The sequence below is a fragment of the Candidatus Marinimicrobia bacterium CG08_land_8_20_14_0_20_45_22 genome (genome assembly GCA_002774355.1).
In the GTDB taxonomy this organism is placed as follows: Bacteria; Fidelibacterota; UBA2242; order UBA2242; family UBA2242; genus 0-14-0-20-45-22.
Genome location: PEYN01000173.1, coordinates 1 through 17,389, shown reverse-complemented (window position 1 = coordinate 17,389; position 17,389 = coordinate 1). Strand labels below are relative to the sequence as shown.

General features: G+C 47.0%; 14 protein-coding genes. 3 read left to right on the top strand and 11 right to left on the bottom strand.

The window, feature by feature from the left end:
• Positions 1-8: 8 nt before the first annotated feature.
• From COT43_10135 to COT43_10115, 5 genes are all read right to left on the bottom strand, one after another.
• Complete coding sequence (locus COT43_10135) at positions 9-2,516, bottom strand: hypothetical protein (GenBank protein ID PIS27514.1); 2,508 nt, start codon at positions 2,514-2,516, stop codon at positions 9-11.
• A gap of 114 nt (positions 2,517-2,630) precedes the next feature.
• Positions 2,631-3,632, bottom strand: coding sequence for a hydroxyacid dehydrogenase (locus COT43_10130; protein PIS27513.1), 1,002 nt, complete (start codon positions 3,630-3,632; stop codon positions 2,631-2,633).
• Between the two features lie 11 nt (positions 3,633-3,643).
• Positions 3,644-4,843, bottom strand: a complete 1,200-nt coding sequence (locus COT43_10125) for an aspartate aminotransferase (GenBank protein ID PIS27512.1) — start codon at positions 4,841-4,843, stop codon at positions 3,644-3,646.
• A 29-nt stretch (positions 4,844-4,872) separates the two neighbouring features.
• Positions 4,873-6,021, bottom strand: a complete 1,149-nt coding sequence (locus COT43_10120; GenBank protein ID PIS27511.1) for a sulfurtransferase — start codon at positions 6,019-6,021, stop codon at positions 4,873-4,875.
• Complete coding sequence (locus COT43_10115) at positions 6,008-8,092, bottom strand: sulfurtransferase (GenBank protein PIS27510.1); 2,085 nt, start codon at positions 8,090-8,092, stop codon at positions 6,008-6,010. Before COT43_10115 ends, COT43_10120 begins: the two co-directional genes overlap by 14 nt.
• Positions 8,093-8,310: 218 nt before the next feature.
• Here COT43_10115 and COT43_10110 point away from each other — a divergent pair, with 218 nt between their 5' ends.
• The 3 genes from COT43_10110 (at position 8,311) to COT43_10100 (ending at position 13,315) form a co-directional block, all read left to right on the top strand.
• Complete coding sequence (locus tag COT43_10110) at positions 8,311-9,768, top strand: cysteine protease (protein ID PIS27524.1); 1,458 nt, start codon at positions 8,311-8,313, stop codon at positions 9,766-9,768.
• Positions 9,769-9,804: 36 nt separating this feature from the next.
• Positions 9,805-11,964 carry a hypothetical protein gene (locus COT43_10105; protein PIS27509.1) on the top strand — a complete coding sequence of 720 codons (2,160 nt, stop codon included), beginning with the start codon at positions 9,805-9,807 and terminating at the stop codon, positions 11,962-11,964.
• A 76-nt stretch (positions 11,965-12,040) separates the two neighbouring features.
• Positions 12,041-13,315, top strand: a complete 1,275-nt coding sequence (locus COT43_10100) for a hypothetical protein (protein PIS27508.1) — start codon at positions 12,041-12,043, stop codon at positions 13,313-13,315.
• Positions 13,316-13,557: 242 nt separating this feature from the next.
• Here COT43_10100 and COT43_10095 read toward each other — a convergent pair whose 3' ends face one another.
• From COT43_10095 to COT43_10070, 6 genes are all read right to left on the bottom strand, one after another.
• Entirely contained in the window at positions 13,558-14,229 is a 672-nt protein-coding gene (locus COT43_10095; GenBank protein ID PIS27523.1) for a restriction endonuclease, read from the bottom strand.
• Between the two features lie 10 nt (positions 14,230-14,239).
• On the bottom strand, positions 14,240-15,493 hold the full coding sequence (locus COT43_10090) for a DNA methylase N-4 (protein PIS27522.1): 1,254 nt from the start codon (positions 15,491-15,493) through the stop codon (positions 14,240-14,242).
• Positions 15,494-15,836: 343 nt separating this feature from the next.
• The gene (locus tag COT43_10085; protein PIS27507.1) at positions 15,837-16,403 is read right to left on the bottom strand and encodes a hypothetical protein; all 567 of its coding nucleotides are present in this window, start codon (positions 16,401-16,403) and stop codon (positions 15,837-15,839) included.
• A gap of 57 nt (positions 16,404-16,460) precedes the next feature.
• Positions 16,461-16,685 (bottom strand): hypothetical protein, encoded by a 225-nt coding sequence (locus COT43_10080; protein ID PIS27506.1) that lies wholly within the window; start codon positions 16,683-16,685, stop codon positions 16,461-16,463.
• Positions 16,682-17,251 carry a hypothetical protein gene (locus tag COT43_10075; GenBank protein PIS27505.1) on the bottom strand — a complete coding sequence of 190 codons (570 nt, stop codon included), beginning with the start codon at positions 17,249-17,251 and terminating at the stop codon, positions 16,682-16,684. Before COT43_10075 ends, COT43_10080 begins: the two co-directional genes overlap by 4 nt.
• Before the next feature lie 41 nt (positions 17,252-17,292).
• The coding region (locus COT43_10070; GenBank protein PIS27504.1) for a hypothetical protein at positions 17,293-17,389 on the bottom strand (97 nt) is incomplete at its 5' end.

Here is a 17,389-nt window from a genome sequence, read left to right as displayed (position 1 = left end):
AAAGCGGATTAGAAATTTTCCATATCGATTTCCGGCTCCTCTTCATTGGGTTTCCGTTGTTTCTCGCGAACTGGTTCGTTGATTTTATATGATAGCGCCAGATAAACGATTTGTCCTTCACGTCGGCGTTGAGTCGTAGATGTAAAATTTTCGCCGACGGTCGTCATCCCCATTTGGGTCGATTTCAGCAAATCGCTGACCCGGAGTGTCGCCGTCAGTTTACCGTCCATAAATTCTTGCTTGATGCCGATGTTCGCGAAGAGATTTCCTTTTGTTTTGCCTTGCGTCATTCCGCCGCCACGTCCATATCCCTGCCGGGATAAATCGCCGCCGGAGATCGTCGGCGAGAAGTAGAACAATGATATCTGTAAATTCGTTCGTTTAGTGAGACTTGTGAAGGAATTGGCTTTGAGCGTCCATCCGTCGTTCCGTGTGGATTGCACATATTGAAGACCCGGCCCAGATAATTCCGTGAGAAAATAACTGTAATTCGCATTGAATCGCCACCATTTGAAAATCTGCTGATTGACAACCAACTCGAGTCCGATCGATTTCCCATTGTTCAAGTTTTCGAATGTCGTCATTGTTGTGCCGTCCGCCTGCAGTTTCATAATACCGGTGATCATACCGGTTACCTGCCGATAAAAAAGCGACGTATTGACGGAGGTCGGGCGCGAATCGAACGAGTGACCGATTTCGACAACGTCAATATATTCCGGTTTGAGATTGGGATTTCCCGCGAAGAGGTTTTGCGGATCTTCATAGTTGATGAACGGATTGAGTGCGCGACTCCGCGGCCGGTTGATGCGTCGGCTGTAGCTGAATTGTAAACCTTGCCGCTCGGTCAATGTGTATTGCAGATGTATACTGGGAAACAGACCGAACGAGGAATTCGAAGAAGTCTCATGGATGGTTTCCTGATCAGATGAATTAGCGGCATATTCCATACGAATTCCACCCTGATACTGTAGAAGTCCACGCGTGCCTGCCAGAATTCCGTAAATGGCATGGATTTTTTCGGAATAGATGAAGTGATTCGATACGGCGGCATCGAAGATCCATTCGTCTGAAATATAATCTTCCAACCGGTAATCGGAATCGTTCCAGCGGTAAGTCCCTTTATAACCGGTTTCAATACGAAGTCCATTCGAGAAAGGATGCGTATAATCCGTTTGAAATGTGGCTACTCTTCCTCTGAAATCCGTGAAAGTGTTTTGCAGGTAAGGGACAATGGTTTCGATCGGCAATTTATCGGTAACGGAATCTTCCTGAACACTTTCCATATTATCATCACCGGTGCGGTTTGAATAAAAGAAATCGGCGGTGAGTTCCTGCATCTCACGAGCGAATGTCTTTTTATAGTTCAGGGTGACCTCTGAGCCAGAATTTTTATCGGTTTCATCGACGTACCGCGTATAGGCGTTTGTCAGATTATCAAAACCATCGCGTGTTTCATAATCGGTCGTCTCGTTTCCTCCCCTTCCGCGCATATTTCTCACGATTGAAAAGGAGAACGTCTGAAACGGATTGAGGATGTAATCGCCACCGACTTTGAAGTTACTGAACTGCATATTCCGCCGCGCGTCCTCATACTGATCGAGAATGGAAACGGAATCCGCGAAAGTCGATTCGCGATTCCGTGTCATCCAGTTATTCATGTGCGAGAGGCGTCCGTCGTAATTAAAGAACAAGTTAAGCCGGTTCACGCGGTGATTAAGATTCAGGGATCCGCTGTATTTGTCGTTGGTTCCCACGTTCAATAAAACCATTCCGTTTGTTCCCGGCGTTTGTTTCTTTTTCATAACGATGTTGATAATTCCGGACATGCCTTCCGGATCGTATCGCGCGGATGGATTGGTGATAACTTCAATGTGGTCAATCATGCTGGCGGGAATCTGATCCAGACTGATGATTTGAGACGGATGGTTGTCGATCAGCATTGTCACATTCGACGAACCGCGCAGACTGACGTTTCCATCAAGATCAACCGTAACTGATGGAATGTTTTGCATGACATCCAGTGCGGTTCCCCCCATCGTCGCAACTTCGTTATCGACTTTGACTATTTTTTTATCCAGATTGTATTCGATTTGATTCGTCGTGCCGGTGACGGTCACGGATTTCATATCGAGAACCGTTGATTGAATGCGGATCGTGCCGAGATTTACTTCTGTTTTCTTCGGACTGATGATGATTTCTTTGATGGTTCGCGTTTTATAACCGATAAACGAGATATTAACTATAAATTGTCCGAACGGAATCTTATCGATCACAAAGACGCCATTTGGGTCGGTAATCGTACCGGTTACGATACTCGAATCTCGGACATTTAGAATGGTTATTGCGGCATATTCGATCTGTTTTTCTGTGCGGTCATCGACGACAATACCGGTCAATTTTCCAATTGCCGGATGCTGGGAGGAACCGGGTCGGTTGCCGGCTGGGCGTTGCGGTGCTTGTGCCAATGCCAAAGAAACCAGAAGGTAGAGATAAATAAATACATTGATTTTTTTCATTTAGTAAAATGCTCCATTAGTCTTCGAATGATTCGCTTTTTATAAAACTGGGTATTAGACAAACGGTAGATCGATTTAGTTAAAATGAAAATTTGAAGTTAGATGCAATGAATTTTATCGTTGTACAACCGGCGCATTCCAGAGAAAATTACCAGTCTGAAGAAAATGATCGATCTGCAGAACACTCTGCTCTGCCTTTCGGGCGACAGCCTCGGTTGTGTTAAATGCGTTATGCGGCGTGAGTATGACGTTGGCTTTTTGGGAGAGTAAAAGCGTGGAGCGAACTTCAGGAAAATCACTTTCCCGTCTTGTCCGCAGAGATTCCGCCAATTCGCTTTCGTGATTATAAACGTCTAATCCGACACCGCCGAGTCGATCTTCATCGATCAATTTCAACAAGTCTGTGGAAGGCGAAATCTCGCCACGTGAGATGTTGATAAAAATTGCGCCTTTCTTTGCTTTCAAGAGTCGATTGTAATTGAAATATCCGGCGTTCTCGCTCGTCAGATTCATCGCACAAACGATAATGTCGGCTTTCCCGATGCCGTTTTCAAAAGTCGTATAGTTTACAAACGAATGTTTTTCGACTAGATCGACGCCGAGAACATTCATGCCGAGTCCGACGCCGATTTTTACGATTTCCGAGCCAATATTCCCGACGCCGACGACAAACAGAGTTTTCCCTGCGGTCTCGTTTCCCGTGAGATTATTCCGGTAAAACGTTCCAAATGCATACGTCTGTTGTGGGAGTTTTCTCAACAGCGCCATCCATAACAGCATCGCTTGCTCGGCGACTGCGCGGTTGCAGTAAAACGGAAGGTAACCGCACGGAATCGGTTTCCCCGTATCGCGGACATAACGTTCCAGATGATCGTAGCCGGTACTTCGCGATAAAATTCCGGAAAGTTTCTCTGCCCAATGAATTGGAATGATGGATTGTGAGCGGACGCTCAGAATCGGTGCGCGTGGGACTTTATCTCCTGATTCCTGAATAGTTTTTTGGGTGAATCCGGCGCGAATATGTGGAGGCAACATCCGTTTCAGATCGGCAGTTTCTTCTAAAAAGGTTTCGTAAAACCAAACGTCAAAATCAGTTTGTTTTGTTGTTACTTTCATTTTGTAATATTTCAGAGAATTGCCCTTAAACCATCCGAAAAGCGATGGACGCCTTCGGTAATATTTTCCATACTGGTGGCGTAAGAGAACCGGACGTAATTGTCCGCGCCGAATCCATTTCCGGGAACTAGCGCGATTTTAAATTCTTGCAGGAGAAACTGGCAGAGTTCGATGGAATTATGAATATTTTTTTTGTTATTTTCCAGATAGTACGACACGTTCGGGAATGCGTAAAATGCGCCGCCCGGCAGAGGAGAATGGATTTTTTCGATCTTGTTCAATTCGCCGACCAAAAAATTCCGGCGTTTCTCAAATTCCTTCCGCATCATTTCTGTCTCGTCATTTTTAGCGGTCAATGCGCAAAGTGCGGCTTTCTGCGTAATCGAATTGACGCACGACGTCGTGTGTTCTTGAATCCGGACGGCGCTGGCGATGATTTCCGCCGGTCCGGCGGCGTAACCGAGACGCCAGCCGGTCATGGCAAATGCTTTCGATACGCCGTTGATGACGATTGTTAGTGCTTTGATTTCGCTTGAAATCGCGGCGATTGAATGATGGATATTGTCGTCGTAAATCAGTTTTTCATATATTTCGTCCGAAATGATAAACAGGCGATATTTTAGACAAACGGCGGCGATCTGTGCCAGTTCGTTCTTGTTATAAACTGCTCCGGTTGGATTGTTTGGAGAATTTAGGATGAGAGCTTTCGGATTTGGCAGTTCCCGAACAGCCTGTTCCAATTGTTCCGCAGTAATTTTGAAATCCGTCGATTCGTCCGTTGGCAAGAGAACCGGAATAGCGTCGATCATTTCGACCTGTGATGTGTAACTGACCCAGTAGGGCGCTGGAATTAGCACTTCATCACGCGGATCGCAGATTGCCATCAAGACGTTGATGATCGCGGCTTTTGCTCCGGGCGAAACGATGATTTCGTTTGGTTTGTACGACAATTGGTTTTCGCAAAGGAGTTTTTCGGCGATGGCTTTGCGAAGTTCCGGAATGCCGGGCGCTGATGTATAATGCGTAAAATTTTCGTCGATTGCTGTCTTTGCCGCTTGACGAATATATTCTGGCGTATTGAAATCCGGCTCGCCGACGCCAAAGTTGATGACGTCGATGCCTTCGGATTTCATTTTCGTCGCCAGCGCGGAGATCGTCATGGTCGGAGAAGGTTTAAGCGCTTTTGCCCGATGCGAGAGTGCGATAGTCATAAGTGCTCCAAAATAATTGGATTAAAAAGTCATTTCAACATTTCACTACCGGTGAATTTCCGGTAAAGTGTTAATTGCATCAGAATCTCGTCATGCCGGTTCGTTTTATCAACAAGAATTTCCGAGACGATTTTCCCGAGTCCCGGACCGATCATGAATCCCTGACCGCACATGCCGACGGTGAGGAAAAAATTTTCAACTTCCTTTGTGAATCCGACGATCGGAAAACCGTCGGGCGTCGTCGGATAAAGTCCGCGCCACGTGCGGCGTACGCGCAGATGACGAAGTCTGGGATATAACTGAACCATCCGTTTGACGACAAGCGGAAGAAATGTCGAAGTATTGTCAATGTCGGTTCCGAGGATTTTCGGTTCCGGCGTGATGCAGAAAACGACCTGTCCTTCGGCGTTTTGGTAGAAGTAATAGTTGCTCGAGTTTCCGTCGGGGCGAATATCGACGATCATTGGTTCAAAGAAACGCTGAACAGGTTCTGTAACACCCGCTTCATGGCAATCGGTGTAGATCGGGATGTCGGCATGCGCCAGCGCTCCGATGGATTTGGCGTCAGCTCCGGCGGCGTTGATAAACAAACCAGCCGAATAAACGTCTCGGGATGTTTCAACGGAAATGATCTTCCGTTTTTCGATTTTCATCGAATGGACATCCTCATTGAAGAAGAATTCCGTGCCGCGTTGGTGCGAAAGTAATGTAAATGCGGCTATTGTTTTAAGCGGCGAAGCCGAACCGTCTTCCTCCGAGAAATTTCCGCCGCGCAGGTTTTCTCGATTGATGCCGGGAACCAATCTGTCGATTTCGCCTGGCGTTATCCAGCGATTATTCAAATTGAACTGTTTTTGAAAATCGATGAGTTGCTTGAAGGCAATCTCGGTTTTTTCATCAAAAGCGGGGTAGAGGTAGCCGCCTGCGATCCAATCGACGTCAAAACCGTGTTCGGCTTTCATGTTTTTCATGATCTCGATCGTTTGCTGACAGATTTTGATTTTGGCGGGATCGGAGAAAGTCGCCCGAATGCCGCCGATAGCCGCCCGATTCTGTCCACGTCCGGTCGATGGTAATTTTTCGATAACGGCTACTTTCACTCCGCGATTTGCCAGATAGAAACTCAATGGAACGCCGATGCTTCCTGCGCCGATGATGACTACATCAAATTTTTTCATCTTTTTCACCGTCTTTCTCGTTGATGATGACCGACATTGGAACTTCGACGCCCAGCGGACGTTTTTTGCCGGGAGTCACCTCTTTCCAATCGACTCCGGCGGCGGCGAAGATGCGTGGCATTACGACGGAACAGTTCTTTCCTCCACACGCGCCCATTCCAACGCGAATCTGCTTCAGTTGATTGACGTCACGAACATGATGTTCGCAGATATAATCCACCACTTCTTTCTGTGTCACCATCTCGCAAAGACAGACAATGCCGTCATCAGGTGAATTTGCAAACGAGGCGGTCGGCAGTGGCTGGGTAACCGAAGGATCTTGGATGCGAATGCCGGCGGCGGCAGAGCCGTTTTTTAGAGTTGTTAAAACGGTTATTAAATGGGTTTTAAACTTCTTATTGAAACGGATATTCGTGACTTCGGCGTCTTCAAGGTAGTTTCCGACTTGGTCAGTCACCGGAATTTTATCGCCAATCTTGAAGTCTGGGAGAAATTCATGCGGCAAAACGACTTCGGCAAACTGATCGTCGCGCTTCCTCGCCAGCGTAATTGCCAAACCTGGGCAGATCAGTACGCACATGCCGCAACCTGTACAACTGCCGGTGTATTCGGGAATATCCAAAATATTGCACAAATTCTTTTTCAACTGAATTGCATGAACCGGACAAACGGACGTACACGGATTACAAGGGATTTCCTCATCACAACGAATAATCGGCTGGAGCTTATCGCCAAGAGTTACAGGCTTCGACGGATATATCTTTCCGGGCTTGCTCTTCAGGATTTCCGCTTTCTCCATCAATGTTGGATCAATTTGCGTCTCTTTGCCGAGCAGAGCCGCCATCTGAAGTCCCGCGATCTTTCCGCCGAACATCGCTGATGACGCTTCTGCAATTTCGTTAGCGTCGCCTGCGGAAACGACAGCGAACCCGAATTGCATTGCCATTTCATAAAATTCATCCACCGGAGTCAGCCCAACGGCGATCAGTAGCGTATCGACCTCGAATGTTTTGGCGGTTACGAGAATCGGTTGAAAGGCATTGTTCACTTTAGCGATTGTCACTCGCTCGACCTTGCCGTTTCCTTCGGCGGAAATGACGGTATGATCCAAGTAAATTGGAACGCCCATCCGACGGATTTTGTCTGCGTGAACTTTATAACCGGAAACTTTCGGAAGTATGTCGCAAACACCAACGACGGTGATTCCCGCCTGAAGCGCATGATAAGCCGCGATGAGTCCGACATTTCCACTTCCGACGATAAAGACGCGTTGAGATGAACGGATCAAGTCGCGGTTGACTAATGTCTGGAATGCGCCGGCGCCGTAAACTCCGGGAAGGCTGTTTCCCGGAAAGACGAGCATTTTTTCGCGCGCACCCGGCGAAACAACCAAGCCCCGAAATCCCGCGATAATATATTGCCGATTATCGACGAACAGACCCGCTTTACGGTCTTTATAAATTCCGACGACAGATGTGTTTGCGAAAACTTGGATGTTCGGATACTTCTGAACTTCATTTTCCAATTTGACGGCGATGTCGATGCCGCGCGTTCCTGCGAAGCAATCCTCGATGGAACCGAAAAACTTGTGTGTTTGAAGGAGTAACTTTCCGCCAAGCCGCGCTTTATCATCAGCAAGAACGATTGAAAAACCCAATTTCGCAAGTTCGATAGCGGCTGTCAGTCCAGACGGACCCCCGCCGATAATTAAAACATCGCAGGACAATTCCTTCGGGTAATGATAGTTAAGCGGCTGATCGTCTGCGGGAAGTTCGGGCAGATGGATCAGTGTGTGGACTTTCATTCCGGCTTTGAGCGGCGTAATGCATGATTTCAACGGAACCCCGTCGATAATTACCGTACAGTGCGAACATTGACCATTGGCGCAGAAAAGTCCTTGAGGTGCATCTCCGCGTTTGTGGATGGAAAATTCCTGAACGCCGTTTGCGATAAGCGCGGATGCAACGGGCTCGTTTTCGTAACCGGTCATTTCTTTATCGTTGAAAAAGAATCTGACTGTTTTTCTATTTTTGGGAATTTCCAGGATCGGATGTTTTTCGATACGCGTCATTTATTCCTCTGCAACGGTTGTCAAGTTCTTGTAATTGTCGGAAAGCGGTTACAAAAGCGTCAAAAGTTATGCCATTTTTGCTTCAACCGAAACGGATTTTTCTTTCAGTCCGCGCATGGCGTCCGAATGAGGCGCTCCTGAAAAATCATGTTGGGAAAAACATCTTCGTGACCATAACTTTGCCTCAAATGAAATTGAGAAGTAAAGGAGTAGATAAGATGAAAAACATTTCACAACTTTCGTTTTTCCTGCTGACTGCCGTCATCGCTGTTCTCGTCGGTCGATGTGCCCAAAACACTGATTTTGAAACGCTGATCTCCCAGGGCGATTTTCACAAAGCTGAAATAATCATTCAGAATAAAATTGCTACTGATACAACGCTCACAGCGGAAGATAAGGTGAAACTTTTATTTGAAGTGGATCGTATGCGACGAATTCGGCTTGATTTTACTAAAACTGAAAACGAAATTCTGGAATATGTGAAAATCTACGTTCCGGAAGTAATCCGCGACAACCTGAAAAAATGGGAAAATAGCGGAGTGCTAGAATGTAAAATGATCGATGGGAAGAAAATGTACTTCAATAACGCCGCGGCAAATATTTTCCGCATCGACAAAGAAGCCAAAGCCATCAAGGCAAAAGTCGTCGCCACGCAAGCTGACACTTCAAAGATTATCGTCGAAGAGTTCCCGCTTGATCAGTACATACAGGAAGTAAGCGGCGCTTCGGTTAATTCGCATCGTCGATTTGTCAAACCGGTAACGATGAAGATCAAATATACGCTCGCCGTCAATCCTAACGTTGTGCCAGACGGCAAGATAATTCGTTGCTGGATTCCGTTCCCAAGGGAAATTCCCAGCCGTCAAACCGATATCAAACTGCTATCTACGCAACCGGCGATGTACATTGTTGCGGATAACGAACTGACGAAACAGCGAACGATATATTTTGAGAAACCGGCGGTGAAGGATAGCATGACGAAATTTTCGGTCGAATATCTTTACAACATTTCCGGCGTTTTTGCGGCAATCGATCCGGCGAAGGTTCAGCCAACTCCCGGAACGCCCGAACTTCTGCCATTCGTCTCAGAATTAGCTCCGCACATCGTTTTTACCGACGAACTGCGCAAGATTTCGCCGACGATTGTCGGTGACGAAACAAATCCGTATTTGAAAGCGAAGAAAATTTTTGCGTGGGTTTATGAAAATATCCCGTGGGCTTCCGCCCGTGAATATTCAACCATCCGCAACCTGAGCATGTACGCTTTTAAAAACAAACATGGTGACTGCGGCATCCAGCACCTGCTTTTCATTACGCTGTGCCGCTTGAACGGAATTCCCGCCAAATGGCAATCAGGCTGGGAATTTCAACCGCCAAACGACAGCATGCACGACTGGAGCGAGATTTACATTGAGCCGTACGGCTGGGTTCCCGCGGACGTCACTTATGGTTTGCGCGAAACTGACAACGAAACGCTCAAATATTTCTATCTCGGCGGCATGGACAGTTACCGGTTGATATTTAACGATGCGATCTCCGACAACTTCTACCCAGCGAAAATCTTTCCGCGCAGTGAGACGGTCGATTCGCAACGCGGAGAAGTCGAATGGGAAGGTGGAAACCTATATTTCGATCAGTGGGATTGGAATATGGAATGGGAAGTCGTGAAAAAATAACCGCTCGCGATATTCAAAGAGCGAGGAGGTTGAATTGTGAAATCCAATCAGCGTGAAATTCCCATCGCATTGTTGATCGCCTTTTGCTGTACGGCGCTGGCGCTATTGTCCGTCCGGATAGGAATCGTCGATCGCTGGGAAAACCAGTTGCACGACGTTTTATACAGGGACTTTCAGAAGAAAGTCACACCCGACGAAGCAGTTATCATAGCTATCGATCAGAACAGCCTCGATTATTTTCAAACGCAGTTACAAATTCTTTGGCCGTGGCCGCGCGATATTTATGCGATCATGACGGAATATTTGACATCCTGCGGTGCGCGCGTGATTGCTTATGATATCATCTTTGCCGCGCCGGATATTGACCGATTGAACGTCAGCGCTGAGTATGCCGATTCCGCATTCGCACTCCAGATGCAAGCGAGCGGCAAAGTGATCCTCGCGTCGCAGATGGAAGATTCCACACGAGGGAAAGTCGTTTCCGCAGTAAAAAAATTCAACACCGCTATCCGTTTCGACGTTCCGCCGGAGATTGTTCGTTTGTACCCTCGCGCCACATTACCGCTGATGAGATTTCAGCGAACGATGGCATTTCCGGGTGCGGTGAACTTTTTTACCGAAGATGATGGCGTCTGTCGGAATCTACCGTTGATATTTCGCTATGATAACCAATTTTACCCGTACATGGCGCTTTCCGCCGCGCTTCTGTTCGACGGAGTCGATGAAGTAACTTACAATGAATCAACCCGTTCGCTGGTCTTCGGCGAGCGGCGTGTTCCGCTCTGTAAAAAAGGCGGTTTTGAAGTGTACTGGTATGGACAGGGCGGTCCCGGACATACGTTTCATTACGTTTCGTTTGCGCAGGTTATCAATTCCTACTTGCAGTGTAAAAGTGGTCAAAAACCGGACATCTCGCCCGAAATCTTTCGCGATAAAGCCGTGTTTATCGGCGCGACTGCGGCGGGACTTCTTGATCTGAAAACGACACCATACAGTCCGGTCGAGCCATATCCGGGAGTTGAAGTCTATGCAACAATCTTTTCCAATATTGTGCGCGGCGATTATGTCCGAGAATTCTCGATTCTACTATGGATGATTGCGAGTATCGTTCTGTTGTTCATGCTGGCATTTATCTGGCAAAAGCTCAAAATCTGGCAGTCGGCGGTCATTTCGTTGATATTCCTGTTTGCACCGCTGGCGCTCGCCGTCCGGCTATTTCAGGCAAATAAAATATTCATCCCCATCGTTTCGTCGGAGTTGGCGATCGTTTTGACGATCATCGCCGTTCTCGTGATTAATTATCTGACGGAAGGGCGCGAGAAGCGGCTCGTGAAAAAAGTATTCAACCGCTACCTGCACCCGACGGTTGTCGAGAGTTTGACGGAGAATCCAGAGAAACTTGAAATGGGCGGCAAGGAAATCCACGCAACGGTTCTGTTCAGCGACTTGCAGGGTTTTACCGGTATCTCGGAACTGTTCACGCCACCGGAGATTGTCAAGTTCCTGAACGAATATTTCGAGAAGGTCGAACAGATCATATTCGAGAATAACGGCATGCTCGATAAATACACGGGCGACGGAATCATGGCGGTTTTCGGAGCACCGGTCGAAACGCCCGATCACGCATTGATGACCTGTCATGCCGCGCTGGGATTCAAGCGGCTTTCCGCGCTAAAGATCGAGGCGAAAGGCTATTCGATTCCGCTCATTACGCGCGTCGGTATCAATAGCGGACACTTCGTCGTCGGCAACATCGGTTCGTCAAACCGAATGGATTATACTGCCATCGGCGACACCGTGAACCTCTCGGCGCGGCTCGAAGGTGTCAACAAGATTTATGGCACACAGAACATCATTTCCGAGACGACATACGAACTTGTCAAAGACCAGATTCTATGCCGTGAAATCGACCACATTCGCGTAAAAGGTCGGGACAAACCGCTTGGAATCTATTCCGTTTACTTAAAAATCGAAGATGCGGACGATACGATCCGAAAATTCCTGTCGGCGCATGAAGAGGCACTGGCGCTATATCATCAAAGGAAATTCATCGAAGCCGCCGCCGCATATCGGCATTTGGCGGAGTTGGATGCCGACGATCCCGTCGCAAAGGTCTTCATTAAACGATGCGATCAACTTCAGACGAATCCTGATCTGATCGATGAACATGGCGTTTTTAACATTACGACGAAGTAAAATGTGGCGTAAATCAACTGAATCAGATTTGCTTCTTGATTATTCGCTTGTCAATTTCGTAATTTGAAATAGAAAGATGAAAATGATTAAACGTTTAACGATAGAAAGCAATATGAAAAAGTCGTCATTCATTCTGGCGCTGATTATCGCTCTGCCCGCGATGTTGCTCCCGGAAACGAAACTCATTGAACGGAACAAAACGCATTTCCGCGAAGGACCGGGCTGTTACAATCCGCTCATCGGACTGCTTGAAAAAGGCATGTCGATCAATACAGTTGATTCTCAAACTGGCTGGGTGAAAATTCGACTAAACGGTCAGGATGGTTGGATTTCAGAAAACGCGTTAAAAGCCGATGTAACCAGTTCGTCGACGACCGCTAAGACTTCGCCTTTCGATAACAAGAAGCCGATTCTGATCTCACGCGCGTCTGCCAGCGGCTCTGTGCGCGGATTCGCGCAGAAGTTCCTCGAATACCATAAGGGCGACGTCGCATTTATCGATCAGTATGAAACGTCGTTCTTCACGCCTTCAGAATACCAGAGATTTAAACAGGAAACCTATAAGGGGCGAGATGCAGAGAAGATTGCCGACCGCTACACGAAGAAAAAAGTGCTCCGGGTTGACGAGTACGACATTCCGTTCAACCTTGAAAAAACAGGCATGGCCGTCGCCGGACAGATCGCCGCGACCGGATTGGATAAAAATCCTGCGAAGTTGAAATACGTCAACATGGTCGGAACGGTCGTTCTCGAAGGCACAGAACTCTACTATTTCCCATTCCGATTCTACCTGCTAACCGATAAACGCTCGGCGGCGTATTCCTCTCCGAACGGAATGATTTTCGTCACCGGCGGATTACTGAAAATGGTGGAGGACGAAGCCGAACTCGCCTGTCTACTGGGACACGAGATGGCGCACGTCATCAAACAGCACGGCTATGCTGAAATGAGCAAACGCGTCGATCAGGGCAAGGCGGAAGGCGAATTCGACGAACTGGATGAATCCATCCCGGGAGAAACGCCGGACGTCGATATCGAACTGAACGATCTGGCGTTCAACATGTTCGAAGCCTCTACGAAGAAACGGCAGATGGAATATGAATACGAAGCCGATAAACTCGGCGTCATCTACGCATACAAAGCGGGCTACGATCCGATGGCGTTGGTCAGAATTTTGAAACGGATTCAAGCCAATACCGACCGCGATTTCTGGAATCCGGAATCCAACTGGCAGGCGGATGGCATCAAAGACCGGATCGAAAAGGTGGAGGAATTCATCAAGGAAAACCTGACCAAACACACGGATTGGAACGTCTCCAATACCAGCCGCTACCGGATGGCGATCAAATAACCGAACGCACACCAAACGAAATTACAGAGGGCCGGAGAAAGACCGGCTCTTTTGTTTGTGAGTGGACGTTGATTGGGTCGGATTCGGTTGATTGGGTTAATTGGGGAAATTGTTAGAAGATGGTTTATGGAGTGCGTCAACCGCGTTGACGCTTTTGACTCTATTGCCATGAGATTTAACTCGTGGATAACGATAAGCCCGGACAACCGGGCTTCAGCCCTAAATGACGGACTGCAGAAGAACTATTCGTTTTTCAGTCGTTTGATCTCTTGCCGGATTTGTTCGATCACTTCCTGATTGGAAATATATCCATCCAAACTGAAAACGATGAATACCTTGCCGCCATAAACGTCTTCGAATTCTGCGAATCCGGCTTTCATTCTTTCGGAAGGATTGTAATTGCCGAAGTTCGATCTGGCAGTCACGGGTTTGATTTGAATGCCAAATGCTCTGTCACCAACTTTTGCGACATAGTCGATGTCTCCGGCATGATCGAGTTCCGGAGCTGACTCTTCAAACTCGATGTCCGGAAAGATTTTGGCTAAGCCGTCATTGACAACTGATTTCTCTCGCAGAAAACCGTCGAATGTTCGATTGATAGTCAGATTATGGACATAATCGATACAGTCCTGAAGCGTCAGTTGACTAAATGCCGCTTGCCATTCGGGAATGACGACTTCTGTAATTTTCTCATAGAGCCTTTCGCCAAGTTCCCGCAGACTTTCCGGAGTGATTTTTGTCGGCGTTTTTGATAGAGTACGGGCATTTACGAAATACCATTCTTCCCATTCCTGAATGGTCTTTGGTTGACACTCACGGATGAGCGCCATGACTGCGCCGACTTTGTTTGGTCTGGATAATTGATACGTTTGACAGGCGTAATTCAGGACTTTTTCCTTCTTGCCGAATTCCATCGAATACCGTTTATCGGGCGCCATTCGTAGCCTCATTCAGATTCATGAATTTGTCCTTATATTTGAAGTCATAAGAAAGATCGACATCCGCCAATCCTTCCTTGATGATATGAGCATTGAGGAAAGTCTTGTTCTTCAGGTAGAGATAACAGAGCAGAGTATCGTGCTCGTCGTATTTCCGGTCGTCGAATTTCATGAATACTTTCTGCCCCTTGATCTTCTCAGTCAGGAATTGAATCGCTTGCCCGTTGACGGGTTTCCGTTCTTTGACGCCGATCAGGCGAACCGTCAGGTCATTGTTCAGTTTGATCATTTCCGGGCTGATGATGGATTTGACCGAATAGTATTCCTCACGCTCGCCGCTGTTTTCGTCGATCCGCGAACCGAATTGCAGTTTTTTAGGATCGATCTTCTTATCGAGCCGATGTGGGTCTTTGAAGATGTAAGGCAGATTGTCGATCTCTTTTACCAAATCGGTATTAACCTGATCTTTCAGAAAATGGTATTCAGTCTCGGATAGGTCGGTCTGGTTCGCATTCAGTTTGGCTTTAATGACCGGCAGATAGTCGGGATTGATTTCATAACCGATGGAATTCCTGTTCAAATTTCGGGCGGCGAGTGATGTCGTCCCGCTACCGAGAAACGGATCCAGCACCGTATCGCCGGCAAAGGCGAACATCTTGATCAATCGGGCGGGCAACTCTTCCGGGAACATCGCAATATGTCCCTCTTGTTTTGCGCCCGAAAAATACCAGTGACCGGAAAAATAGGTGTTCCATTCTTCCTTTGTCATCGCGGATCGATCTTTCTGTAATTGCGTCGGTTTGGGTGAAATTCCCTGTTTCTTGAACAGCAGGATAAACTCGTAGTCAAGTTTCAGAATCCCATTGCGCGGATAAGGAAAACTGCCCATGATCGTTGCGCCGCCGGTCGTGTTGGTTGTCGTGACCTTCTGCCAGATGACAGCGCCCATGTAATCGAAACCGATGGTCTCGCAGAATTTGATGATCTCGGTGCGGATCGGGATGACCTTATAGCGTCCGTAATAGACCGAGCGGGCGAACTGATCGCCGATATTGATACAAAGCCTGCATCCGGGTTGTAAGACTCTGTGGCATTCTTTCCAGACGAGATTCAGGTTGTTGATATAACTCTCATAGGTTTCGTGATAGCCGATCTGATCGTCCGTGCCGTAATCCTTCAATTGCCAGTACGGCGGCGATGTGATGACCAAATGAACCGAGCGGTCGGGTAAAAGGTTCATCTGTCTGCTGTCGCCGGTTATGATTTTGTGGGTTGTCTTCAAATGCGGCTTCCTGATTATCTCATTTGTACTACAAGCATTTTCATATATATCACAGGAGGATTTTACTGATTTTATGTCTCCCAATCAAGCGCATTGTTGTACAGGCAGGATGCTTCACTTTGAGATCAGTCCAACCGGTTTCCGGTTCCGATTTATCGGTAACTATACCGGTTTAGACTGATTAGTCAAAACCCGTTTGGCTTCGCTGAAAACAGGTTTTACGACTCTATTGCCACGAGATTTGTCTCGTGGATAACGTGATAAGCCTGGAAAACCGGGCTTCAGCCAGTGGTTGGGGTTATTATGCTGACCCTGAACTTAACGATATGACATCTAACTGGACCTCCCAGAGTACGAAACCGGATATCATTCCTTCAACCGTAAGAGGTGTGTTCTCACGAATCACTTTAAACTCAGGATAGTCATCTACGTTGATGATAAAATTCACACTTGGATCGAAACCTTTTAAGGGCCTCAATGTAACTCTTACATAGTTTTTATCTTTTTTAATTAAAGAGGAGAAAATACCAGAGAAACGTACTCGAGTTCCGATGTAGTGTTTCTTTGCTTCATCTCTTTGGAAAGGGGGACGAGAATTGATATCATCAAGAATCTGTTGCACTGTCATTTGAAGGATCGAGTTTGGTTTTAAAGTAGTATCTTTGGTTGGCGGCTGGGGCATCGAAAGGGTTACGTTTACCCGTGGTTCGGCTTTGTGCTTCTTTAAATGCTCAATGAGATATGTAATTATACCTCCAGCAATTGCTACACCAACCCCAGAAAAAATCCATTCTTTATTCTCACTCAACCAACTCATACGGTTCATTCCTCCATTCTCGAGTGCCAAATATATGTTTATCCCGCTCATTTTTCCCTTTTCACCCGTACTTTTATTCTGTTCGCCTTGATATTTCTCATTTCCCCATCATTTATCAATCCCCAGCCGCATCTCGTTCGTGGGTTTGAAGCCCATGCTTTCGTACAGATGGCGTCCGGCATCGCTGGCATGAAGCGACACGCATCCGAATCCCTGCTCCCGGCACCAGCGGATCATTGCGTTCATAATCGACTTCGCCAGTCCGCGGTGACGGATGATCGTCTCCATATCGGATACGGTTGCCTCGCGGATTCTCACATCGTCACCGCTCATTTATATTCAACCGCAATTTCACTTTTTCGGAGTACACCAAATTGGATACAAATGAAAACGGCATAATTAGATGACTTTCTGTTAATGTTACCTAAAATATCAATACCAATTCCTATTGCTGGCAACGGAGTGACGAACATTTGGACTTCCAGTGGAATCCCAACCAGAGTGGAGGTCTTCATTCCGGATTGACTTCGCTCTTTCAGTCTCACTAAGCCAAGACCCGATGATGCTGAAAAGAATAGAAATGGTGGTCGGGTATAAATGCCATATAATCCGCTCAACTCTGAGAAATGTTCCAGTCGCGTACCCGTTATTATCTCCGGTTCCATACCGATCTTATCTGTTTCTAAGAAACGCACTGATAACAATCTCTGTTTAGATAAATACGAAGCACTAACACATCCGCCACAACCGAGCATATCTTTACTTTTACTATATCCCGCTCCTAAGGTTGCCCATCCGAAAGATGGTGAATCATTCACAACGCTAGTCTTAGAATCGGCTAAAGCAAAAAGAGGAATTACAAGAAGAAACAAGGTGACTAAAAAACGATCCATTTTCATGAGACACCTTCGCTGTGACGACGAGTACTTTTGGGGGAATTTTATTTGATAAAATATCCCGACACCCGCCACTGACCATCTTTGTCCAGCATGGGCGTGACCGTCTCGACGGCGCAATTCTTGTTTTCAAACACGGTT